The following is a 24,218-nucleotide window of genomic DNA, read 5'->3' on the forward strand; positions in this document are numbered from 1 at the left end:
GTTCCCGTCGTCTTGAACGACAGGTGTTGCCCACAGCCTACGCAGTGGACCATCCCGTCCGCCCGGCGGCTACCGTGCTGGACATGACCAGCATCGACCTCGACCACCGCACCGCCCTCGTGACCGGCTCCACGCAGGGGATCGGTCTCGCCATCGCCGTCGACCTCGCCCGGGCCGGCGCGACCGTGGTCGTGAACGGACGGAGCGAGGACCGCGTCACGCAGGCGGTCGACGCCGTGCGCGAGCAGGTGCCGGGAGCGCAGGTGCACGGCGTCGCCGCCGACCTGGCCACCGCCGAGGGCGCCGCCACGGTCCTCGACCGGTTCCCGCGCCTGGACGTGCTCGTGAACAACCTCGGCATCTTCGGCAGCGAGGACCCCTTCGCGATCACCGACGACGAGTGGCGACGCTACTTCGAGGTGAACGTCCTCGCGGCGGTCCGGCTGATGCGCGCCTACCTGCCGGGCATGACCGAGCAGGGGTGGGGCCGCGTGGTCTCGATCGCGAGCGACTCGGCGGTCGTGACCCCCGCCGAGATGATCCACTACGGCATGACGAAGACCGCGCTGCTCGCGGTGTCCCGCGGTTTCGCGAAGGCCGTCAAGGGGTCCGGCGTCACCGTCAACACCGTGCTCGCGGGCCCGACGCACACGGGCGGCGTCGAGGACTTCGTCGCCGAGATGGTCGGCGAGGACCTGCCCTGGGACGAGGCGCAGCGGCAGTTCATGCGGCAGCACCGTCCGCAGTCGCTGGTCGAGCGTCTGCTCGAGCCGGAGGAGGTGGCGCACATGGTGACGTACCTCGCGTCGCCGCTGGCCTCGGCGACGACGGGCGGTGCGGTCCGCGCGGACGGCGGGTACGTCGACGCGATCCTGCCCTGACGGCGGCCCGCGGCCGAGCCGTCGGTCGGCCAGTGGATCGGGTGCGCGTCCCACGCGTCAGGGTTGCGGCAGGACGCGACCCCGGTGACGGTCTGGAGGCCCGTGGTGCGCCCGGTGCGCGGGTCGCCGACCACGCACCGCCGGGTGTTCCGGGTCGGCCGCCGGCCGACCGACGGGTGCCGGGTCGGCCGCCGGCGCGACGCAGGGTCGGCCGCCCGCGCGTCGCGCCGCTCCGGCCGCGTTGCGCCGACCGGCCGCGCCGACCGGCCGCGCCGACCGGCCGCGCCGCCCGGCCGCGCCGCGTCGAGCCGCGTCGAGCCGCTCCGGCCGCGCCGCGGGCCGCGCCGCGGGCCGCGTCGCGCCGGCCACGCCGCGACGGACGGGACCGCCTAGTGCATCGCCGGCAGCTGCTGTGCCCCCGCGTCCTCCCCGAGCTGCGGGTTGCGGAGCAGCACCACCGCGGCGACGACGGCGATCGCCATCACCACGGCTGCGCCGAGGAACACCGAGTCGTACCCGGCGACGAGTGCACCGGCGGAGCGGCCCGCCCCGGCGTGCGCGACGTACAGGTTCGTGAGCACGGCGAGGCCCACGGCTCCGCCGATCTGGTTCGTCGCGTTCGCGGCGGCCGCGGCGGCGCCGGCGTCCTCGGGGCGGACCCGGGACAGCGCCATGTTCTGCGCGGGGACGAAGATCGCGGCCATGCCGGCGCCCATCACGACCAGGCCGGGCAGCACGTCGGTCCAGTACGAGCCGTCGGCCGAGACGCGGGTGAGCAGCAGCACGCCGATGCCCGCGACGACCGGTCCGACGACCATGAGGGGCTTCGGGCCGGTGCGCGGCACGGTCTTGACGAGCACGGGGATGACCGCTCCGATGGCGAGCGCGAGCGGCAGTGTCGCGACGCCGGAGACGAGCGGCGCGAAGCCGAGGACCTGCTGCAGGTGGAAGGTGACGTAGAGCGTCACGGTCGCCATGACGGCACCGGCGCAGGTCTGGACGACGAGGGCGCCGCCGCGGTTCCGGTCGAGCACGACCCGCAGCGGCAGCAGCGGCGCGGCGACCCGCAGCTCGATGAGCACGAACGCGACGAGGAACACGACACCGATGCCGATCGCGACGAGCGCGCCGCCCTCGACCCAGCCCCGCTCGGCGAGGGTGAAGCCGTACACGAGCGCGCCCAGCCCGACGGCGATGGTCACGGCACCGGCGACGTCGAGTCGTCCGTGGCCCTCGGCACGGCTCTCGCGGAGCACGAGGACCGCGGCGACGACGGCCACGGCCGCGACCGGCACGTTGACGAGCAGGCACCAGCGCCAGCCGACGAACTCGGTGAGCACCCCGCCCAGCAGGAGGCCGACGGCCGCGCCGCTCGAGGTGATCGCGCCGAGGACCCCGAACGCGGTGTTCCGGGCACGACCCGACGGGAAGGTGACGCTCACGAGCGACAGCGCCGCGGGGGCCATGAGCGCGGCACCGGCACCCTGGAGCACCCGGCCGCCGATGAGCATCGCGGGGACGGTCGCGAGCCCGGCGAGGAGCGACGCCGCCGCGAACAGGACGACACCGAGCACGAACGTGCGCTTGCGGCCCCAGTAGTCGGCGATGCGCCCGCCGATGAGCAGGACGGCACCGAAGGTCAGCGCGTACGCCGTGATGATCCACTGCCGCCCGTCGGCGGTCAGGCCGAGCTCGGTCGCGGCCTGCGGGATCGCGATGTTCACGATCGTGGTGTCGAGGATGACGAGCAGCTGCGCCGCGGCGAGCGTGACGAGCACGAGCCGCGAGCGGGCGTCGATCCGGCCGGTCGGCGTCGAGCCGGTCGGCGTCGAGCCGGTCGCGGGAGCGGACCCGGCGGAGGCGCCTGCGGCGGGAGGACCGACGGTCGGCGTGGTGCCGGTGGACGGGGAGGTGGGCATGGCGGAGTGGTTCCGTTCTCGGGAAGGCGTCGTGGGGTTTTCAGCCCGGATCGCCTTCCGCGACCACTCCGGCACCGTGCCGGACACAGCGAGGAGCCTACCGGACGCGGCAGGATGGCCCGGTGACCCCCGCGCAGCCGACCCCGGCCGAGCCGGCCTCCGCGCAGCCGACCCCGGCCGAGCCGGCCTCCGCGCAGCCGACCCCGGCCGAGCCGACCCCCGCGCACGCGGCCCTCGACGCCCTCGTCCGGCACGTCGCCGCCACCGGCTTCCGCGCGCACGGTCTGCACGTCCGGGTCGGTGACGACACGGTCGAGCACCGCTGGACCCCGGACGTGCGCGAGGAGGTCCACTCGGTCGCCAAGGGCGTCGCCGTGCTGGCGGTCGGCATCGCGGCCGACGACGGCCTGGTCGACGTGGACGGGCCGGTCGCCGCCACGCTGCCCGCCCTGTGCACCGGCGCGGGCACCGACCGGGTCACCCTCCGGCACCTGCTCACCATGACGAGCGGCGTCGACATGCCGTGGTCGCCGACCGAGTTGACCGAATGGCCGGACCTCGCGGCGGAGTTCCTGTCGCGGCCCTCCCGGGGCCGGGTGTTCCAGTACGCGAACGCGAGCACGTACACGGCGATGCGGGTGCTCGAACGACACGTCGGGGACGTCGGCGCGTTCGTGTCCGAGCGCGTGTTCGCACCGCTCGGCATCGCGGACGTCGGCTGGGCGCGCTGCGCGCGGGGCTTCGTCGCCGGCGGCGAGGGCATCGCCCTGCGCACGTCGGAGCTCGCCCGCATCGGACGCCTGGTGCGGGACGGCGGGGTCGTCGACGGCCACCGGGTCGTCGCGGCGCGCTGGTGCGAGGCGCTGCACTCCGACTGGGTGGAGCGCGAGGGCGCCGGTCCCGGGTACGAGCGGTACGCGATGGCCGGGTGGGACGGCCCCGGGCAGCTCTGGCGGCTGCACGGCGCACACGGCCAGATGCTGCTGTTCGACCGCGACGCCGTGGTCACCGTGACCGCGGACGACCACGCCGGTGCCGACGCGTTCGCGTCGGCCGTCGCCGACGTGCTGTCCGCACGGCCCGCCGCCACCGCGCGGGACTGACGACCGGACTGACGACCGGACCGACGACCGGCCGGGAGGCGCGTGGCGGCCCCGACCCGTCCCTCCCGTCGTGCCCGCCCGCCGGACGGGAGGCGCGTGGCGGCCCCGACCCGCGCCTCCCGTCCTGCGCGCCCACCCCACGGGAGGCGCGTGGCGGCCCCGACCCGCGCCTCCCGTCCGGCCAGGCCGCGCTCTCCGGACCAGACACGACACTTCCTCGATCTCGTGACCCGGGACGCTGACGGGCGCCGCCGCACTGCCGACAGGGACCCGCGACACCCGAGCGCGACCGTCGGCCGCGGCCCCCGCCGACACCCACCTCCCCGGAAGGGACCCACCGTGGACGTCGTCCGCTCCTCCGTCGTCGCGCTCGTGGTCGGCGCGCTGACCCTCTCCGCCGTCGGCACCGCGCACCCGGCAGCCGCGGCACCCGCCGCTGCCGCACCCGCACCCGCCGCACCCGCCGCCGCTGCTGCGCCCGCCGGGCCGCCCGCGGACGGCGTCCGCGTCGGCGCCGGCTCCTACGCCCCGACCCCGCCCGGGAGCCTGCCCGACATCGCGGACGTGCAGGCCACCGTCGACCAGCACCTGTACGTCGACCCGTCGCAGGCGGGCAAGCCGGTGCCGACCAACCAGTGGTGGACCGACCTGCTCGTCAGCCGCTGGTCCGGCGACATGTGGGCCTACCCGTTCGTGTCGTCGAACAGCGCCGCGGGGACGAAGCTCAGCTACCCGACCACCTGGAACGCCGACGGCACGGCCATGCGGCTCGACGCCCCGATCACCGTCGGCGCGACCGTCGAGCCGACCCCGGACGCCTCCGACCGGCTCCTCGCCGACTTCGAGGACGGCGTCCCCGCCGACTGGACCGCGACCGGCGACGCGTTCACGACGACCGCGACCGGCACGGCACGCGGGCAGAGCGCGGTCTCGGGGTGGCTCGGGAAGGGCTTCCTCGACTCCTTCACGGACGACGACGGCGACGGCGCGACGGGCACGCTCACCTCGCCCGCGTTCACGATCGACCGGTCGACCCTCGCGTTCCTCGTCGGCGGCGGCCGGCACCCCGACCACGAGGCGGTGCAGCTCCTGGTGGACGGGCAGGTCGTCGAGCAGGCGACCGGCACCGACAGCGAGGTGCTCCGGTGGGCGTCGTGGGACGTCTCGGCGCTCCGCGGCAGGACCGCGCAGCTCCGCGTGGTCGACGACCTGCGCGCCGGCTGGGCGCACGTCCTGCTCGACCAGGTGCTGCTGACCGACGCGCCCGACGGCCTCGCCGAGCGGTCCTCCACGACGTTCTCGGCGAAGGAGGCCGACGCCCTGCGGTGGGGCGACTGGAACGTCAGCTGGCGGATGCCCCAGGACGGCCCCGGCGGCCAGTCCGTCGACGTCACGAGCGTGCAGGGCTCGCCCTACGAGTGGTTCGAGTTCCACGGCGCGACCCCTCGGCTGACGCTGCAGCCCGGTGCGACGCTCACGGACGGCGACGGCGAGCGCCTGACCGGCACGATCACGGCCGACCGCTTCGAGATCCGCCAGGACGGGCACGTGTTCGGCGTGCACGCCCCGACCGGCACGACGTTCACCCGCACGGGCGACGTCCTGGACGCGTCCGCGGGCACGCCCTACCTGGTGGTCAGCGCGGTGCCCGAGCACGGGCTGACGCTCGACGACCTGCACCGCACGGCGTTCGCGGTGCCGCGGGACACCACGATGGCCTACTCGTACGACCCCGCAGCCGGACAGGTGGAGCAGCGCTGGTCGCTCCGCACCGACCTGCTGCAGGGCACCGACCACGACACCGTGCAGGGCTGGCTCCAGCACCAGTACGCCGAGTCGACGAACGACCTCCGCTTCACCGGGGCCACGTACGCGACGCCCCGGGGCACCATGCGCACCACCGTCGGGCACGACGGCTGGACGCTCCGCTACGCGTTCAGCGGGCTCACCCCGGTCGGCGCGGAACCCACGGCCACGGGCGACGACCCGTACCGCGAGGACGTCATGCGGCGGTACCTCGCCGACTACGCCGCGAAGACCACCTACGGCGGGGACACCTACTGGGGCGGCAAGGACCTGCAGCAGCTCGGCGCGTACATGACGATCGCCGACCAGATCGGCGACGACGCGGACGCCGAGCGGCTCCGGTCGACGCTCGAACGGGCGCTCACCGACTGGTACACGTACTCCGCGGGGGAGCGCGAGCACTTCTTCGCGATGTACCCGACGTGGAAGGCCCTGATCGGCTTCGGCGACTCGTACGGCTCGGCGCAGTTCAACGACAACCACTTCCACTACGGCTACTTCGCGCTCGCGACCGCGATGCTCGGTCGGGCCGACCCGGCGTGGGCCGAGCGCTACGGCGACATGGCCACCCTGGTCGCGAAGCAGTACGCGAACTGGGACCGCGACGACGCCCGCTTCCCGTACCTGCGGACGTTCGGCGTCTGGACCGGGCACTCGAACGCCGGCGGGGTCTCCTCGCCGGGCGGCAACAACCAGGAGTCGTCGTCCGAGGCGGTCCAGTCCGAGGCCGGGCTGTTCCTGCTCGGCACCGTCCTCGGCGACGAGGAGATGCAGGCCACCGGCGCGATGCAGTACGTCACCGAGCGGGCGGCCGTGCGGGACTACTACCAGAACGCGCACGGCAACCCCGCGTCGAAGGCGTACGACGGGAACGGCGCGTTCCCCGCGGCGTACCGGGCCGGGCAGGCGGGCATCCTGTTCGACTCCGGCCAGGCCGAGGCGACGTACTTCTCGGGCGACCCGGCCTGGATCTACGGCATCCAGTGGATGCCGACCGCCCCGTGGTTCGCGTACTTCGGGTGGGACCCGGACTTCTCGGCGTCGCTCATGCGGCAGATGATGCGCGCACGACCACAGGTCGTCGGACAGGACGGCGTGGTCGGCGGCAACGCGGGCCACGTGCAGATGCTCACGAAGAAGTGGTGGGGCGTCGGCACCTACGGCGACGCCGTCATCACCCGGGACCGACCGGCGGCGATCCGCGAGCTGCAGGACGCCGTCCGCGCCGCCGAGCGGAACCACCCCGGGTACGTCACCGCCCGGACGGCCGCGAACCCGCTGTACGACCGCGCGACCGACACGCTGTACGTCTCGGTCGCCGAGGACGGCACCGTGGTGTTCCCGGACGCGTACTGGACGCCGGAGACCCTGCCAGCGGCCCTCGTGCCCGCCGAGCTCGACGGTCCGACCGCCGACCGGCAGCCCGCCGACTGGCCGGTGCGCTCGCCGCTGCTGTCCTTCCTGGTCACGGACTACCGGGCGGACACCGCGACCATCGACCGGCTGTACGGCGTCGACCTGACCGACCACCGCCCTGGTGTCGACACGGCCCACGCCGCGGCGGTGTTCAGCGACATGGGCGACGCCCTCGGCAACGTGGTGCTCGGCTTCCTCGCCCAGTACGACCCCGACACCTACGCCGACGTGCACGCGGCGCTCTGGGCGGAGCAGGACCCGGCCGTCACCGGGCAGTCGATGGCCGGCCTGGTCTACCACCAGGCGATGTCGAACCGCACCGTCGGCACCGAGGTCACCGACCGGCACACCTCGAACCCGCTCAGCCAGGTGTTCCGGGCCGCCGACGGCACGTACTCGTACGTGCTCGACAACATCGACGACGTCCAGCACACCTACGACGTCTACGAGGGGCAGCGCGTGATCGGGCAGATCGCGGTCCCGGCCCGGACGCAGATCACCTCGCACCTCGACGCCCGGCTGACCGACGTCGCGGTCGCCCTCGACGGCGGCGCCAGGACGGTCGCCCCCGGGAGCACGGTGCACCTCACCGCGACCGGCACCGACCAGTACGGCGCGACCGTGCCGCTCGAGGGCGTGCGCTGGACCACGTCCTCGGGGACGATCGACGCCGACGGCACCCTGCACGCCGGCGCCGACCCGGTGGACGTCGCGACGGTGACGGCCACGGTCGGCTCCGTGCACGGCGAACACCGGTTCCGGGTGGCCCCGACGCCCGTGCTCACCGGCCTCACGGTGACCCCCGGCGTCGAGCGGCTCGTCGTCGGCACCCCGGTGACCTTCCGCGCCGAGGGGCACGACCAGTACGGCGACCCCGCCGCGCTGCCCGCCCCGCCGGTGTGGAGCACGACCGCGCCGGGTTCGGTCACCGCCGACGGCACCCTGACCACCACGGGACCGGGTGCCGGCTACCTGGTCGCCACCGTCGGTGCCGGACCGGCCACGGTCGAGGGGACCGCGGTCGTGTCCTCGGTCGTCACGGTCCCCGTCGTCCCCGGCGTCCGGGCCACCGCGACCTCGACCGACGGCGGGAGCACGGCCGCGAGGGCCGTCGACGGTGACCGCTCCACCCGGTGGGAGAGCCGCCACGGTGTCGACGACGTCGACCTGGTGCTCGACCTCGGCGGTGCCCGCGACGTCGACACCGTGCAGGTGGACTGGGAGGCCGCGGCGGCCGCACGCTACGTCGTCCAGGTGGCCGACGCGGCGGACGGTCCCTGGCGCGACGTCCGCACGGTCGAGAAGACCGACGCCGCCGCCGACACCGTGCCCGTCGGGGCGACCGCCCGGTACGTCCGGCTGCACCTGACCGACCGGCTGACGCAGTACGGCTACTCGGTGTGGGAGGTCCGGGTCACCGGGACCCCCGCGGCGTCGGCCGTCACCGTGCGGGACCTGCTCGTGGCCCCGCGCAGCGCCACCGTCCGGTCCGGCGACACCGTCCGGCTCGCCGCGTACGGCTTCGACGCGGACGGCGCCGGCGGGCTGCTCGAGGGACCGGCGCGCCCGACGTGGACCGTCGACGCTGCGGACGGCAGCGGGACCGCCACGGACCCGGGCGACGGGGCGACCGTCACCGACGCCGGGGTCGTCACCGCACCCCGTACCCCCGGCGCGACGATCACCGTCCGGGCGACCCGGGGAGAGGCCGCCGGCACCGCCGTGGTCCGCACGCTCGACGCCCCGGCCACCCCCGCAGCGGCCCGGGACGTCGCGGTCGGCAAGCCCGTGACGACCTCGTCGGACGAGCGCGGCGACCTGGCCGGCGACGCGGCCGTGGACGACGACGACACGACCCGCTGGTCGAGCACCGCCCACGACGGCGAGTGGCTCGCGGTCGACCTCGGCGCGGTGCTGCCGCTCGACCGGGTCGAGGTCGCGTGGGAAGCGGCCTCGGCGGCGTCCGACCGGGTCCAGGTCCGCGACCGCGACACCGATCCGTGGCGCACGGTCGCGACCACGGACGCGGGGAGCGGCGGGACCGAGCGGCACGCCCTCGACGGGGTGCGCGGTCGGTACGTGCGGCTCGTCGCCGACACCAGGAACACGCGGTACGGCGTCTCGGTGTGGTCCTTCCGGGTGTTCTCCACCGAGGGTGCGCCGACACCCGACCTCGCCCGCCGCGCGACCGTGCGGTCATCGGGCGACGAGTCGGCCGGCACCCCGGCCCGCCTCGCCGTCGACGGCGACCCGGGGACGCGGTGGGCGAGCGAGCACGTCGACTCCGCCCACCTCGACGTCGACCTCGGTGCGGTGCACACGGTGCACGAGGCGACGATCCGGTGGGAGGCCGCGTACGGCCGCTCGTACCGGATCGAGGGCCGTGACGGCACGACGGGCGCGTGGACGACGGTCGCGACGGTGACCGACGGCGACGGCGGCACCGACCGGGTCGCGCTGCACGGCTCGTGGCGGACGCTGCGGCTGCAGGGCGTCGAACGGGGCACGCCGTACGGGTACTCGCTGTACGCGCTCGAGGTGCGCTGACCCCGCGGTCGGCACCGCGTCGAGGCGGACGGGAGGCCCGTGGCGGCCCCGGTGCGCGCCTCCCGTCGTCCCCACGTGCCGGTCGGGAGGCGCGTGGCGGCCCCGCACCGTGCCTCCCGTCCGTCGTCGCGACGGCGTCAGCCCGCCGCGTCCGCGCCGAACGCGTCGCCCGCGGTGACCGGCGAGCCGTCCCAGACGACCGCACCGCAGGACCGCGCGGCACCGACCGCGTCGGGGCCGAGCCGCGAGGCGTCGCAGACCACCCGGACCCCGAGTGCCCGGCAGATCCGCACCACCGAACCGACCGCGGCCGCGTCGACCACCCCCGGATCCGCCAGCAGGAGCACGTGCGGCGGCGGTGAGAACTCCCGCAGCGCGGCACCCCAGCTCACCGCGTGCAGGAGCCGGCTGCCATACTCCGATGGGACGAGCCACTCGTAGCGGTCGCCGACCGGGTGCGCGTCCACGACCACCAGCGTGCCGCTCACGGGGCTCCCCCGTGTCGGGGGAGGGGACCAGCATGACCGACACCGACCAGGACCGACGGGTCGCGGTGGTGATCGAGGACGACCTCGACATCCGCTACCTGCTCGAGCAGGTGCTCACGCAGGCCGGCTACTCCACCGTCAGCACCGGGAACGGCGAGGACGGCGTCCGCGCGGTCCTCGCGCACGAGCCGGTCGTGACGACCCTGGACGTGTCGCTGCCGGGGATCGACGGCTTCGAGGTGGCCCGACGCATCCGGGCGTCGAGCAGCACCTACATCGTGATGATCTCGGCGATGGGCGACGAGATCGACGTGCTGCAGGGCCTGGAGGCCGGCGCCGACGACTACATCGTCAAGCCGTTCCGGCCGCGCGAGCTCCGCGCGCGGCTCGGGGCGATGCTCCGCCGACCGCGCACGGTCGTCGAGACCGACGGCTCCGCGCCTGCGGTCCGCGCGGTCGGTGCCGCGACACCGACGGCCGGGGCGCTCGCCGCGGGCGTCGGTGCGGCGACTCCGGTGTCGCCGGTCGGGTCCGCCCCGGTCGCACCCGAGTGGGTCCCCGCCGCCGCGCCCGCCGTCGAGGCCGCTCCTGCCGAGCGGGTACCGGACCGGGGTGCCGAGGCCGCGGGGGCCGTCGTGCCGACCGTCCCGGCGGCGGTCACCACCCCGGCGCAGGACGAGGGCACGTGGGTCCGGCACAACGGCCTCGCGATCGACCCGGAGGCGCGGCTCGTCCAGGTGGACGGCACGCCCGTCGAGCTGACCAAGACCGAGTTCGACCTGATCGCCACGCTCGTCGACTCCCGGCGTCGCGTGCGGTCGAAGGCGGACCTGGCGCTCGCGATCCGGAACGACGCGTACGTCACCACGCACTACATCGGCGACGCCGACCGCCGTGCGGTCGAGGTGCACATGGCCAACCTGCGCCGCAAGCTCGCCGACGACCCGAACGCGCCACGCTTCGTCGTGACGGTCCGGGGCGTCGGGTACCGCCTGACGGGCCCCGGGGACCCGGGGTACGTCGCGGAGTAGGGCGCAGGGCGGCACCCGTCAGACCTTGTACCCGAACTGGCGGCGGAGCAGCTTGCCGACCATCCCGAGGGTCTGCAGTGCCGTGATGACGGCGAGGACGGGCCAGCCGGAGCCCAGGATGCGCGCCTGCGTGACGACGTCGAGCTGCAGCCAGCCGAACACCGCGGCGGCCATCACGAGCAGGACGATCACGACCGGGGCGAGGTGGGCGTTGCCCGAACCGCGCTCGGCCTTGGCCTGCTCGGCCCAGTTGTCGGTCTGCTTCTTGCTGCCGAAGCGGGTCCACGCGCGCAGGAAGTGGCCGAGCCGGATCCACATGTAGACCTCGGCGGGCACGAGCAGCAGGGCGAACAGGACGTCCCGCCAGGTGCGGTGCTTCATGGACGCGACGACGCGCAGGTTCAGCGCGACCGCGACGACCGGCGGGACGAGCCAGAGCGGACTGAAGACGAAGGCGTGGATCGACAGGGACGCCACGAGCAGCAGGACGAACAGCACCCGGGTGAGGAAGTTCATCGCCATCGACGCGTGCTCGAGCCACCGCAGCCGCAGGTTCGGGTGGAACGGCTGCCCCTTCGTGTCGCCGCGCTGCCCGGGCCACATGAGCTCGATGGCGCCGAAGTTCCACTTGACCTGCTGGGCGTCGAGGCCGCGGAGGGTGTGCATGCCGCCGACGTCGGCGCGGGCACGGGCGCTGATCTTCGTGAGGTAGCCGGCGCTCTTCACCTGGAGCGACAGGAGCGAGTCCTCGACCTCGCTGTCCTTCACCCACGGGGAGCCCTGGTGGTTCGCCTCCATGACCTCGTGCAGGGCGCGCATCGAGAAGATCGAGAACTGCCCGCCGAGCACCGCCATGTTCCGGCCCTTGAGCATGTTCTGCATGTTGAACGCGGCGAACTGGGCGCGCTGTCCGGCGATGAGGAAGCGCGGGACGACGCCGCGGAAGGGACGGTCGTCGATCGAGTAGATCGCGGAGATGCCGCCGATGCGCGCATCCGAGACGATCTCCTGCGCGAGCCACTCGACGGCCTCAGGATCGGCCGTGGTGTCGCCGTCGACGCCGAGCATGTAGTCGCAGCCCTCGATGAGGCTGAAGCCGTAGTTGAGCGCACCGACCTTCTTGTCCGCGTTCTCGCCGATGTCGTGCACGTAGACCTCGGTGCGCTGTTCGACCCCGTCGCGCTCGACGCGGTGCGGGCCGGCGAACTCGGCGGCGACGTCGAAGGAGCGGTCGGTCGTGTTGTTGATGACGACGTGCACGACGTCGGGCAGGCGGGTCTGCTCGAGCAGGGAGCGGAGGACCGCGCCGATGGTCTCCTCCTCGTTGTACGCGGGGATGACGCAGCCGATCGACGGGCGGTACTCGGGGAGGGCGTCGAGGTCGTCCATGACCGACGCGGCCAGCTCGGGGTCGTGGCGGCGGGTGTACCGGAGTCGCTCCTCGGCGGAGGGCGAGGTGCGGACGGGGGTGGAGGCTGCGGTGCCGGCGGTCTGCGTCGTGGACAACGTGGGGCTCCTGATCGTTCGGGTCTCGATGCGGTTGCAACGAGTCTCCGACGACGGCCTCTGGTGCGGCGCGGGTCCGGCGCAGCGGATGCTCAAGATCCGCTCTGGACCGTCCCGCGCGGCCCGGCGCGCGGCCCGGCCTGTGGCCCGGTGCGCGGCCCAGCGATCCGCGGCCCGGCGGTGCGCGGCCCGGCGACGCGTGGCCGGGCGGCGCGCGGCCCGGCAGCGCTCAGCCCTGCTCCTCGGCCTCGAGGTCGGCCAGCGCGTAGCCGTGGTCGTCGGTCGAGGTGGTCCGCCACGACGACGACGGCACGGTCGGCACCTGCCCGGGTGTCGACGACGCCACGGCGGCCTCGACCTGGCTCCGCCACGCGCCGAGGTCGCACTCCTCCTGGCGCACGAGGGCCACCACCCGGTCGGCGTCCTCGGTCCACACGGTCGCGTCCGGCGGCACGACCGCGACCACCGCGCGCGCGAGCATCGCCCGGGCACCCCCGGTCACGCCCACGCCGAACGCGGTCGTGAGCAGGGCGGCGTCCTCGAGGGTGACGGCGACCCGCACGAGCGACACCTGGTGGTAGTCCGCCCGCTCCAGGGTCCGGACGACGGCGGGGAGCACCTCGGCGCGCTGCGGTACCGACGCGTCGTCCTCGGCGAGCACCTCGGGACGGCTGCGGAACACGATGCAGAACAGGGCGACCGCGAGCAGCACGACGAGCCAGACGATCAGCACGCGGGTCTGGTCGCTCGCGAACAACGACGCGGCGACGAGCACGAGGAACGCACCGACCGAGGCGACCGCGGCGTCGAGGGCCGACCGCGGCACGTCGGTCCGGCGTCGGCGCCAGCGTCGGCCGGCGAGGACCGTCACGAGCAGCAGCAGCCCGCTCCCGATCGTCGCCCAGAGCAGCAGGGGGTTCACGCGCGGGCTCCCCTCGTCGTGGTCGCCGGCGGTGCCGCCGGGATCGTCATGGTCACGGTCGTGCCCTCGCCGAGTGCGCTCGTCACCACGAGGTCGCCGCCGTGCCGTCGGGCGATCTGCCGGCTGATGGCGAGCCCGAGCCCGGTGCCGTGGACCCCGGTGCGGCGGACACTCTCGGCGCGGAAGAACCGTTCGAACAGGTGGTCCTGGTCGCCGTCCGCGATGCCGATCCCGTCGTCCCGCACGATCAACCACACCTTGTCGCCGACGGCGTGCGCGCCGATCTCGACCCACCCGCCGTCCCGGTTGTACTTCACCGCGTTGCTCACGAGGTTGTCGACGACCTGCCGGATCCGGAACGCGTCGGCGACGACCCGGACGGGCGCCTCGGTCGGCGTGGTCCGGAGTTCGACCCCGGCCACGCGCGCCGCGGGCTCGGCGGCCTCGACGGCGGCGCCGACGACGTCGAGCAGGTCGAACGGCGCGGGCACCAGGTCCACCCGGTCCTCGCGCGCGGCCTGCAGGATGCCCCCGACGAGCTCGACCAGGCGTTCGGCGTTCCGCGACGCCACGTCGAGCATGCGTTCGGCGGCGGGCGGCAGGCCCTCGACCTCGCGGGCGAGCTCGACCGAGCCGAGGACCGCGGTCGTCGGGGTCCGGAGTTCGTGGGAGACCGACGCGACCAGGTCCTCGCGCGCCTGCAACGCCGCACGTTCGGCGGTGACGTCCCGCGCGACGAGCACCCCGCCCGCGCCGCCCTCGGCCCCGGCCGCGTCGGGGAGCAGGCGCGTGCTCACGGTGTAGGTCCGTACGGAGCCGTCCTCGCGGCGGACCGACACGAGCTCGCCGTCGAGCTCGGTGCCGTCGACCGTGCGCTGCACGAGGGTGTCGAGGTCGGTGCTCCCGCCGCGCGCGGCCAGGTCGAGCAGGGCCGCTCCGCCGCGGCCGGCGTTGTCGACGGTGGTGCGCCCCTCGGGGTCGAACGCGAGCACGTCGAAGTCGACCGAGTCGAGCACGGCACGGACGGCCTCCTCGCGGGCGGTCACCTCGGCGAGCCGGGTGTGCAGCAGCGCGGCCTGCCCGAGCAGGAGCTGCTGCCGCGCCTTGCCCCGTCGGGCGAGGACGGACGACGTCCCGCTGACCGCCGCGATCACGAGCGGCAGGGAGACCAGCCGAGCGGTGTCCTCGGCGTCGACGACGGCCCACTCGCCGGGGGCACCGACCCAGAGCAGGCCGATCGCGACGACCGCCGTGAGCGAGGCGCCGCGGAACCCGAAGGCGTAGCCCGACCAGATCGCCGGCAGGACGAACAGCGCACTCACGCCGATCGTCGGGACGTCACCGCGGATGAGCGCGATCCCGGCGACGTCGGCGGCGAGCACGGCGGCGAACCACCGCGGGTCGACCCTCGGCGGCGCGGCGGCCGTCACGGCGAGGGCGACGAGGGGGAGCGCGGTCCCGACGGTCGCCAGCACGCCGACCTCGTCGCGGTCGACCACGAGGACGAACGCGATGACGGGCATGATCCCGGCGACCACGGCGAACTGGTTCCGGAATGCCCGGAGTCCCGCACGCTCGTCACGGCCGACACGATTCCGCATGCGGCCATGCTGTCACCCGGCGGCCCCGCGCGCCGCAGTGCGGGACCGGGACGGCGTCCCGCGGCGACCGGTCCGGCAGCACGGACGATCGGTCCGGCGGTGTCCGCGGCCCGTGCGAGGATCGTCCGGTGCACCAGGAGCAGGGACCCGTCGCCGTCGTGATCGCCGCCATGAGCGAGGAGCTCGCGGCCGTCGCCACCCTGCTCGGCGGTGTCGTGATCGACGACGGGCCCGTCGGCGGCCACGACCGGCACCACCTGCTCGACGTGGGCGGCCGCGTGGTCGCCCTGCGACGCAGCGGCATCGGCTTCACGAACGCGACCGCCGCCGTCGCGCACTGCTACCACGACTTCGGCGCCGTCCCCGTGCTCAGCGTGGGCACCGCGGGCGGCCTCATGCGTGGCATCGCGATCGGGGACGTCGTGGTCGGCGACCACTACGTCAACGTGAACGCGGACGCCACGGCGTTCGGCTACGCGCTCGGCCAGGTGCCCGGCATGCCGCCGCGGTACGCGCCCGACGCACGCATGGTCGCGCTCGCGACCGGCTCGGGCGCCGACTACCGGATCCGACCGGCGACCATCGGGTCGAGCGAGGTCTTCGTGACCGAGGGCCGCGCCCGCCTGCTCCGGGACGCCTTCCCCGACGTCGCCGCCGTCGACATGGAGTCCGCCGCGATCGCGCAGTTCGCGCACGTACACGACATGCCGTTCGTCTCGATCCGCGGGATCAGCGACCTCTGCGCCCCCGACGGCGACGAGTTCAAGGAGCACCTGGACGACGCGGCGGCGCGCTCGGCGCGCGTCGCGCACGACGTGCTCACCGGCCTGGCGGCCTGACCGGACCTCGTCGGACCCGACCGGGCGACCGGGCGACCGGGTTCCGCCGTCCGCCGGTCGGTCGTCAGCCGGACGCCACCTGGCGGGGCCGCCCCGGCCCGACCCGGCCACGTGACGGACGGGAGGCGCGGCACCCGTCGGTACCGCGCCTCCCGTCCGGTCCGTGGTCACGCGACGCGCGGGGCGCGACGCCGCACGTGCGTCCCGACGCCCGCCGCGTGCCCGCCGCGTGCCCGCCGCTCAGCGGCGCCGGCGGCTCGAGATCAGCCCGCCGAACACCAGCACGACGGCCACGACGAAGACGATCAGTTGCACGGGCTCGAAGCCGTCCAGGTTCATCAGGTGCTCCTTCCGCGCGGGGTGCCCGCGCTGTCGACGTCGCCGACGGTAGGACCCGGTTCCTGTACGCGTCGAGGGACCGGGGTACGGCACCGCCGGTCCGGTCTCCGCACCGGCGGCCGCACCTCGGTGGACGCTGCGAGCGGAACACCCCCTCCGGTGCGATGATGATCCGCGGCCGTCGCCCGGACGACCCCGACGGAAGAGATCCGCGTGACCGAGACACGCTCACAGTCGCACGCCACGGCCACCGTGGACGACGGCACGCACGGACCCTCGAAGAGCGTCGCGGCGCTCGCGCTCGCCGCCCTCGGTGTCGTCTTCGGCGACATCGGCACGAGCCCGCTGTACGCGCTGCGCACCGTGTTCACCATCGACGGCGGCATCGTCAAGGCCACGCAGGAGGACGTCTACGGCGTCATCTCGATCATGTTCTGGAGCGTCACGGTCGTCGTGTCGATCAAGTACGTGCTCGTCCTCATGCGCGCCGACAACAACGGCGAGGGTGGCGTGATGGCGCTCGCCGCCCTGGCCCGCCGCCTCTACGCGAAGCGCCGAGGGGGCGCGACGATCTTCCTGGTCATCGGGATCATCGGCGTCTCGCTGTTCTACGGCGACTCCGTCATCACGCCGGCCGTCTCGGTGCTGTCCGCGGTCGAGGGCCTGTCCACCGCAGCCCCGTCGGTGGAGCACCTCATCGTCCCGATCGCCGCGGTGATCCTCGTCCTGTTGTTCGTGGTGCAGCGGTTCGGCACGGGCAAGGTCGGCAACCTGTTCGGCCCCGTGATGCTCCTGTGGTTCGCCGTGATCGCGATCGCCGGGGTGCCGCACATCATCGCCCACCCGGGCGTCCTGCAGGGGCTCTCGCCGACCTGGGCGATCGCGTTCCTCATCGCGCACCCGTACATCACGTTCGTCGCGATGGGGGCCGTGGTGCTCGTCATCACGGGTGCCGAGGCGCTGTACGCCGACATGGGGCACTTCGGCCGCACCCCGATCCTGCGGGCCTGGTTCTTCGTCGTGTTCCCGGCGCTCGTGCTGAACTACCTCGGCCAGGCGTCGCTCGTGCTCGAGGACCCGTCCACCGCGAAGGACCCGTTCTTCCTGCTGTTCCCGGACGGACTGCGGCTCCCGGTCGTGGTGCTCGCGACCGCCGCCACCGTGATCGCCAGCCAGGCCGTCATCTCCGGGGCGTTCTCGCTCACCCGCCAGGCCGTGCAGCTCGGGCTGCTGCCGCCGCTGACGATCCGGCAGACCTCGCGGCAGGAGGGCGGTCAGATCTACCTGCCGGCGGTCAACCTGCTGCTGTTCATCGGCGTCATGGCGATCATGCTCGCGTTCCGGTCCTCGGCGAGCCTGGCCACCGCGTACGGGGTGTCCGTCACCGGCGCGCTCGTCGTCGACACGCTCCTGCTGCTGCTCGTGGTGAAGCCGCTCTGGCAGTGGAAGACCTGGAAGCTCGTGACGGCCGCCGTCGTGTTCGGTGGACTCGAGCTGACCTTCCTCGCCGGCAACCTGTCGAAGATCGTGCACGGCGGATGGGTGCCGCTCCTCATCGCGCTGGCCGTCATCACGCTGATGACGACGTGGCGCCGCGGTCGGCAGCTCGTGCAGGACGAGCGCAAGGAGCGTGAGGGGTCCCTCGCCGAGTTCATCGAGCGGGTGAACACGAAGCACATCCCGCGGGTCGAGGGGATCGCGATCTTCCCGCACCCGAACAAGGAGACGACCCCGCTCGCGCTCCGGGCCAACGTCGAGCACAACCACGTCATGCACCGCACCGTGCTCATCGTGTCCGTGCTGACCGCCAACGTGCCGCACGTCCCGCACGCCAAGGCCTTCACGCGCGACGACCTCGGCTACGAGGACGACGGCATCGACCACATCACCGTGAAGTTCGGCTTCTCGGACGACCAGGACCTGCCCCGCGCCCTGCACGCCGCGTGCCTGGCCGAGGTGCTCGACATCGAGCCGGACGCGATGCAGCACGCGTCGTACTTCATCTCGCGCGGTGCGCTCCGGCCGCAGCCCGGCAACCGGGGGATGGCGCGCTGGCGGAAGAAGCTGTTCGTCGGGCTCGCGCACAACGCCGCCGACCCGGCCGCCCGCTTCGGCCTGCCGGCGCAGCGCACGGTGACGATGGGGAGCGACGTCGAGCTCTGACGCCCGGACGACCGGTCGGGGCCCGCGTGCCCGCGGCCGTCGGTGCGTCGACCTGGCTGCCGGACCGTCCAGGCGGACGGCGTAGCGTCCGAGTGGTCGTTCCGCCACCCGGGCGCCTGCGGCACCGAGCGGAAGCCACCCATGTCGTACGCACCAACCGCCTGGCAACAGGAGTCCGCGACGAGGTGGACCGCCTCCGTCGACGGCACGGTGGTCGCCACGATCACCTACGGGCGGCAGTACGAGCTGGTCTCCGCCGACGGTGGCGTCCGCGGGTCCCACACGACGCTCGGCAGTGCGCAGGCGCAGTTCGGCGCGTGGTGCCAGTGGCGGTCGGACCAGGCCGACGCCTGACCGCTCGAGCCGGTGCCGACCCCTCGGCGTCGTCCTGACCGCTCGGACCGGCCCCGACCATCCGGGCGGTCCCGACCGCTCGGCTCAGTGCTGCCCGCGTCCGCGGAGACGGCCGATGCCGAGCACGATCCCGACGACGACCATGCCGAGCACGAGCCCGAACACGGCGGACACCGCGGTGTCGACGATCCACGTCACGACCGGTCCGGCGGCCTCGACGGCGTGCTCGACCACGTGGAGCAGGTCGTACGGACCGGACCAGAGCGTCTCGGCGAGGTTCGCGATCACCAGGTGCCCGCCGACCCAGAGCATCGCGACGGTGCCGACGATGCTGATGAACCGGAAGACGCCCGGCATGGCGCGGACGATGCGGGCGCCGGCCCGCCGGGTGCGGCGGACCGGGTGCTTCATCATCGACAGCCCGACGTCGTCGACCTTCACGAGCAGCGCCACCGCACCGTAGACGAGCGCGGTCATGCCGGCTCCGATGAGCGCGAGCGCCCCGACCTTCGGCCAGAACGCCATGTCGGTGTCGAGGCTGGCGAGCGCGATGAGCATGATCTCGGTGCTGAGGATCAGGTCGGTGCGGATCGCCCCGAACACGAGCTTCGGCTCCGAGGTCGGCTGCTCCTCGGCGTGCCCGGCGTCGTGGTGCACGCCGAACCACTCGGTGACCTTCTCGGCGCCCTCGAAGCACAGGTACGTGCCGCCGAGCACGAGCAGCCACGGCAGCACCCACGGCGCGAACGCCGAGAGCAGGAGCGCCAGCGGGATGATGATGACGAACTTGTTGAACAGGCTGCCGAGGGCGATCCGGCCGACCACGGGCAGTTCGCGCGCCGGCTGCAGCCCCTGGACGTACTGCGGCGTGACGGCCGCGTCGTCGATGACCACGCCGGCGGTCTTCGCGCTGGCCTTGAGGGCGGCGGACAGGATGTCGTCCACGACGGCGAGCAACCCGACAGACATGCCGCTCACCCTACCGGTGGGCTGCTGACGGCCCTCCCGCGGCGGGCACCGTGACCGAACCGGCACCGAGGGGCAGGACGGGCGCGCGGTACGTCAGGGTGGCGGGCGCACCGGACGACACCGTCGCGTGTGCCGCGCCCCACCGCCAGGCCCGGTTGTACAGGTACACGCCGAGGTCGGTCGACCCGTCGTCGGCGACCGCCCACGTCCCGGTGCCCCACTGCGCGGGCTGCCCGACGCCGTCGACCACGACCGTCGGGCGGCCGCCCCACGTCCAGCGGGGTCGGGCGATGGTGAGCGTGACCCGGCGCTTCGTCGTGCCGGACGGCTGCGGAGCGTCCATCCGGTCAGGCTACGGGGCGGCCCGGCCCTGAACGGACGCAGCGGGTGGTCCGTATGCTCGCGGCATGGCTGACTTCACCGCCGCACAGGCCGCCGTCGTCCGGATCGAGCGCGCGGAGGAGGGCCGGTGGGACCTGTCCGTCATCAGCGACTCCGGCGTCGCGATGGGGCACGGCGTCTACCTGTTCCAGGCCGACCACGACGACGCCGAGGACGAGCAGGCCGCCGCCCTCGACTTCGTGCGGGAGTACGGCTTCCGGTTCGAGCGCGAGGCCGTGGTCGCCGACGGCCCGGACGCGTTCTGGGCCCCGCTGCTGCCGGTCGACGCGGCCTAGTCCCCGCGCGGCCCCGGACGCCGCGATCGGCGGCGCCGCGCCCCGCCCGGCGTCCACCCGGGCGTTCACCGCAGCGCGGACGCCTCGAACCCGATCAACCACGTGACGCCGAACGCGTCGCGGACGGTGCCGTCCCAGTCGCCCCACGGCCGCTCCTGCAGGTCGTCGACCACCGCGCCGCCGTCGGCCAGGGCGGCGAACCACCGACGCAGGACCTCGGGGTCCGCGGCGCCGAGGAGCGAGAAGAGCAGGCCGGTCGCGGCGAATGGCCGATCGTCGCCGCCCGCGTCCGCGGCGAACACGTGCACGTCGCCGACGAGTTCGCCGTGCGCGACCGCGTCCGCAGGGCCGTCCTCGCGGGAGAAGTCGCCGTAGGTCGCGATCCGCAGCTCGCCCCCGAAGACGCGCTGCCACCGTTCCAGTGCTGTGCGCGCCGTGCCCGGGAGCAGGAAGTACGGCGCCGGTCCGCTCGTGTCCATGCCCGGACCGTACCCCCACCGCGCCCCGCTGTTCCCCCGCGTGAGCGGTAGAAAACTACCGACAGCGGTAGTTTTCTACCGCAGCCGCAGCCGCAGCCGCAGCCGCAGCCGCAGCCGCAGCCGCAGACGAAGGTGACCACCGACGTCCGCGACCTCCACGACCGAGGCGACCCGCGCCTCCCGTCCGACGGGGTCAGCCCGCGGCCAGCGCACCCATCTCGGCCACGACGGCCCGCAGTCGGGCGGCGAGCTCCTCGCTGTCCCCGACGGTGTCGCGGTGCGCCACCTCGGACAGTGCGGACAGCACGAGCCCGACGGCGGTGCGGGCGGTCTGCTCGTCGGTGCGGGTCGACACGGTCGCGAGCAGCGACTGCCGGGACTCCGCCATCCACTGCATGACCATCGGGGCCATCTCGGGCCGGAGCACGAGCAGCTCCTTCATCCGGCGGCGGTCCTGCGACAGCGGCACCGTCGAGGCGACGAGCGTGCACAGGTCGTCGACCATCCGGCCGTCCGCTTCGGTGAACCGGGTCGCGGCCCACTCCGGGACCTCGACGGTGTCGAGCCCGAGCGCGGCGTGCGCCTTCGACGTGAAGTAGTTGAAGAACGTGCGGGGCGAGACGTCGGCGTCGCCGCAGATCTGCTCGACGGTGACGCCGTCGAGACCGTGCTCGGACACGAGCGTGAGCGCGGCGTCGTGGAGCGCCTGCCGGGTCTGCTGCTTCTTCCGTTCGCGCAGCGTGCACGGCGCGGTGGCCGGCTCCGGTGCTGCTGTCGTGGTCACGTGCACTCCTGTGCTGGTTCGGGGGAGGTCGCTGGTCGGGCCGGTCGGCCGAGGGGACGGTCCCGCCACGGTGGCGAGACCGACGGGCCGGCCCCGCCGCGGTGGCGGGACCGGCCCGGGGGTCATCGGCGCTGGGTCGGCGTGGAGCCGGTCATCGGGCCGGTGAAGCTGCCGGCCTCGGCCGCGGCGAGCCCGGCCTGGACCTCGAGGTCGTCCTCCGCCGACCGACCGGAGCGGTCGGAGCGGTCGGACCGGTCGGGCTGCTCGGAGCCGCCGTTCGCGTCGTCGTGCTGCTCCTGGAGCGCCGAGCGCTGCCGCAGCGGCGGCACACGGAAGAACCAGGTGAGGACGAACGCCAGCAGGATCACGCCGAGGCCGACCCAGTAGATCGTCACGGACGAGGCGTTGAAGCCCGCCATGAACGGCCGGGTGAGGCGGCTGTCGGCGCCGGTGAGGAACGAGGTGTCGTTCGTGCTCGTGGCGTTGCTGCTCGAGCCGCTGCCGTCCTCGATCTTCTTCGCGAGCTCCGGCGTCAGCTGGTCGACCCAGTAGGAGCGTTGCGCGGCGTCCGACCAGTCGACCGAGACGGTGCCGTCCTGGACGCTGGCGTGGGCCTGCTCCGCGACGGCCTGCAGTGCTGCGGCCTCGGCGGCCGGGGTGGCGTCGGCGACCTGCTGGTCGGTGACGGTCTGCGCGGCGGCCTGGGGCAGGGCGCCCGCGGCCACCTGTGCCTGCACGGCGGCGGTCACCTTCGCCGTGACCTGGGCGTCGGCGGCGGCCTTCGCCTCGACCGATGCGTCGTCGAGCTTCGACTGCACGGTCTGCTGCAGCGGCGTGGTGATCGGGGCCCAGATCTTGTCGATCGCGCCCTGGTTCGCGGCCTTGCCCGCGACGGCCGGGTCGAGCGCGGCGGACAGCGCCGGCTTGAGGTCGGCCTGGTTCGCGGTCGCCGACAGGATGTTGCTCGGCATGACCGAGAACAGGATCGACAGGAGCACGGCGGTGCCGAGCGTGCCGCCGATCTGGCGGAAGAACGTGGCCGACGACGTGGCGACGCCCATGTCCCGGGCCTCGACGGACCCCTGCGAGGCGAGGGTCAGCGACTGCATGACCGAGCCGAGCCCGAGCCCGATGAGGAACATGCCGATCATGAGGAACCAGAGCGGCTTGTCGATCGTCATGAAGGTCAGGACGACGTAGCCGGCGGAGACCAGGAACGTGCCGATGACCGGGAAGATCCGGTAACGACCGACCCGGGCGACGATCTGACCGCTCGTGATCGACGCGATCATCAGTCCGCCCACGAGCGGCAGCGTGGCGAAGCCGGACTCGGTCGGGGTGAGCCCGACGACGATCTGCAGGTACAGCGGGATGGTCAGCATCGCGCCGAACATCGCGAAGCCGACGAGGAACCCGATGACGGTCGCCATCGAGAACGTGCCCGAGCGGAACAGCTTGAGCGGGATGATCGCGGCGTCGCCCATCTTCGACTCGACGAGCAGGAGCGCGACGAGGCCGAGGACGCCGATCACGTAGCTGGCGATCGCGGCGGGGGAGCCCCAGCCCCAGGTGCGGCCCTGCTCCGCCACGAGCAGCAGCGGCACGAGCGTGACGATGACCGCGGTGGCGCCCCACCAGTCGACCTTCGGCTTGTCGCCCTTGCCGTGCACCTTCGGCAGGTGCAGGAAGACGATCACCATGACGAGCGCGGCGATGCCGATCGGCACGTTGATGAGGAGGACCCAGCGCCAGCCGGTGATCCAGAGGATCTCGGAGGAGCCGGCGAGCAGCCCGCCGATGAGTGGGCCGATCACGGAGGAGATGCCGAAGACGGCCAGGAAGTAGCCCTGGTACTTCGCGCGCTCCCGCGGGGCGAGGATGTCGCCCATGATCGCCAGCGGCAGCGACATGAGCGCGCCGGCGCCGATGCCCTGCACGGCGCGGAAGGCCGCGAGCATGAGCATCGAGGTGGACATCGAGGACAGCACGGCGCCGAGGATGAACACGACGATGCCGAAGATGTAGAGGGGCCGGCGGCCGAAGATGTCGGAGAGCTTGCCGTAGATCGGCGTCGCGATCGTCGACGTGATCAGGTAGGCGGTCGTGACCCAGGCCTGCTGGTCGAGCCCGTGCAGGTCGTCGCCGATGGTGCGGATGGCCGTGCCGAACACCGTCTGGCCGAGGGACGACAGGAACATTCCCGCCATCAGGCCGTAGATCACGAGGAGGATCTGGCGGTGCGTCATGAGCGGCTGCCCGGGTGCGCCGGACGCGGGTGCGCCGGTCGCGCCGGGGGCGGCGTCGGGCACGGCGGCGTGGCGGCCGTGCTGCACCGGGACGGGTGCGGTGGCGGTCATCGAACTCCTTTTTCGGGCTGTGTAACTTTGCAGACCG

Annotated in this window: 18 protein-coding genes; 8 read left to right on the top strand and 10 right to left on the bottom strand. The window is 73.8% G+C overall.

From position 1 onward, the window contains the following. Positions 1–83 precede the first annotated feature (83 nt). Positions 84–881 carry an SDR family NAD(P)-dependent oxidoreductase gene (locus QOL15_RS03880; RefSeq protein ID WP_065964970.1) on the top strand — a complete coding sequence of 266 codons (798 nt, stop codon included), beginning with the start codon at positions 84–86 and terminating at the stop codon, positions 879–881. 389 nt (positions 882–1,270) lie between these two features. Here QOL15_RS03880 and QOL15_RS03885 read toward each other — a convergent pair whose 3' ends face one another. Next, positions 1,271–2,800, bottom strand: coding sequence for an MFS transporter (locus QOL15_RS03885; RefSeq protein ID WP_083394141.1), 1,530 nt, complete (start codon positions 2,798–2,800; stop codon positions 1,271–1,273). 122 nt (positions 2,801–2,922) lie between these two features. Between QOL15_RS03885 and QOL15_RS03890 the strand changes: the two genes are divergently transcribed. Both QOL15_RS03890 and QOL15_RS03895 read left to right on the top strand, forming a co-directional pair. Then, entirely contained in the window at positions 2,923–3,903 is a 981-nt protein-coding gene (locus QOL15_RS03890; protein ID WP_305405388.1) for a serine hydrolase, read from the top strand. Positions 3,904–4,242: 339 nt separating this feature from the next. Further along, on the top strand, positions 4,243–9,672 hold the full coding sequence (locus QOL15_RS03895; protein WP_071249443.1) for a discoidin domain-containing protein: 5,430 nt from the start codon (positions 4,243–4,245) through the stop codon (positions 9,670–9,672). Positions 9,673–9,809: 137 nt separating this feature from the next. Here QOL15_RS03895 and QOL15_RS03900 read toward each other — a convergent pair whose 3' ends face one another. Continuing rightward, the gene (locus tag QOL15_RS03900) at positions 9,810–10,160 is read right to left on the bottom strand and encodes a hypothetical protein (protein ID WP_065961918.1); all 351 of its coding nucleotides are present in this window, start codon (positions 10,158–10,160) and stop codon (positions 9,810–9,812) included. A gap of 32 nt (positions 10,161–10,192) precedes the next feature. Between QOL15_RS03900 and QOL15_RS03905 the strand changes: the two genes are divergently transcribed. After that, entirely contained in the window at positions 10,193–11,191 is a 999-nt protein-coding gene (locus tag QOL15_RS03905; RefSeq protein ID WP_071249445.1) for a response regulator transcription factor, read from the top strand. Positions 11,192–11,209: 18 nt separating this feature from the next. Here the strand turns inward: QOL15_RS03905 and QOL15_RS03910 are convergent, their stop codons facing one another. From QOL15_RS03910 to QOL15_RS03920, 3 genes are all read right to left on the bottom strand, one after another. Then, the gene (locus QOL15_RS03910; protein ID WP_366556882.1) at positions 11,210–12,697 is read right to left on the bottom strand and encodes a glycosyltransferase family 2 protein; all 1,488 of its coding nucleotides are present in this window, start codon (positions 12,695–12,697) and stop codon (positions 11,210–11,212) included. 229 nt (positions 12,698–12,926) lie between these two features. After that, the gene (locus QOL15_RS03915; protein WP_071249447.1) at positions 12,927–13,619 is read right to left on the bottom strand and encodes a hypothetical protein; all 693 of its coding nucleotides are present in this window, start codon (positions 13,617–13,619) and stop codon (positions 12,927–12,929) included. Further along, positions 13,616–15,220, bottom strand: coding sequence for a cell wall metabolism sensor histidine kinase WalK (locus tag QOL15_RS03920; RefSeq protein ID WP_071249449.1), 1,605 nt, complete (start codon positions 15,218–15,220; stop codon positions 13,616–13,618). The genes QOL15_RS03915 and QOL15_RS03920 overlap by 4 nt, the downstream gene beginning before the upstream one ends. A 128-nt stretch (positions 15,221–15,348) precedes the next feature. Here QOL15_RS03920 and mtnN point away from each other — a divergent pair, with 128 nt between their 5' ends. The 3 genes from mtnN to QOL15_RS03935 all read left to right on the top strand — a co-directional run bounded on the left by mtnN (position 15,349) and on the right by QOL15_RS03935 (position 18,915). Next, a complete protein-coding gene (gene mtnN / locus QOL15_RS03925) occupies positions 15,349–16,059 on the top strand; it encodes a 5'-methylthioadenosine/S-adenosylhomocysteine nucleosidase (RefSeq protein WP_175473877.1) in 711 nt (236 codons plus the stop codon). Positions 16,060–16,611: 552 nt separating this feature from the next. Beyond that, a complete protein-coding gene (locus QOL15_RS03930) occupies positions 16,612–18,561 on the top strand; it encodes a potassium transporter Kup (RefSeq protein ID WP_065961924.1) in 1,950 nt (649 codons plus the stop codon). Positions 18,562–18,702: 141 nt separating this feature from the next. Further along, positions 18,703–18,915 (top strand): hypothetical protein, encoded by a 213-nt coding sequence (locus QOL15_RS03935; protein ID WP_065961925.1) that lies wholly within the window; start codon positions 18,703–18,705, stop codon positions 18,913–18,915. An 84-nt stretch (positions 18,916–18,999) separates the two neighbouring features. Here the strand turns inward: QOL15_RS03935 and QOL15_RS03940 are convergent, their stop codons facing one another. Together QOL15_RS03940 and QOL15_RS03945 are read right to left on the bottom strand one after the other, a co-directional pair. Next, on the bottom strand, positions 19,000–19,884 hold the full coding sequence (locus QOL15_RS03940) for a DUF808 domain-containing protein (RefSeq protein WP_065961958.1): 885 nt from the start codon (positions 19,882–19,884) through the stop codon (positions 19,000–19,002). 10 nt (positions 19,885–19,894) lie between these two features. Next, complete coding sequence (locus tag QOL15_RS03945; protein WP_071249450.1) at positions 19,895–20,227, bottom strand: hypothetical protein; 333 nt, start codon at positions 20,225–20,227, stop codon at positions 19,895–19,897. A gap of 64 nt (positions 20,228–20,291) precedes the next feature. Between QOL15_RS03945 and QOL15_RS03950 the strand changes: the two genes are divergently transcribed. After that, positions 20,292–20,561 carry a hypothetical protein gene (locus QOL15_RS03950; protein ID WP_071249454.1) on the top strand — a complete coding sequence of 90 codons (270 nt, stop codon included), beginning with the start codon at positions 20,292–20,294 and terminating at the stop codon, positions 20,559–20,561. Between the two features lie 65 nt (positions 20,562–20,626). On the opposite strand, the gene QOL15_RS03955 is transcribed toward QOL15_RS03950, so the two are convergent. From QOL15_RS03955 to QOL15_RS03965, 3 genes are all read right to left on the bottom strand, one after another. Then, positions 20,627–21,040, bottom strand: a complete 414-nt coding sequence (locus tag QOL15_RS03955) for a VOC family protein (protein WP_071249456.1) — start codon at positions 21,038–21,040, stop codon at positions 20,627–20,629. 193 nt (positions 21,041–21,233) lie between these two features. Next, on the bottom strand, positions 21,234–21,824 hold the full coding sequence (locus QOL15_RS03960) for a TetR/AcrR family transcriptional regulator (protein ID WP_071282489.1): 591 nt from the start codon (positions 21,822–21,824) through the stop codon (positions 21,234–21,236). A 122-nt stretch (positions 21,825–21,946) separates the two neighbouring features. Beyond that, the gene (locus QOL15_RS03965; RefSeq protein WP_139197603.1) at positions 21,947–24,181 is read right to left on the bottom strand and encodes an MDR family MFS transporter; all 2,235 of its coding nucleotides are present in this window, start codon (positions 24,179–24,181) and stop codon (positions 21,947–21,949) included. Positions 24,182–24,218 lie beyond the last annotated feature (37 nt).

The organism is Curtobacterium sp. MCBA15_012 (assembly GCF_001864935.2).
GTDB lineage: Bacteria > Actinomycetota > Actinomycetes > Actinomycetales > Microbacteriaceae > Curtobacterium.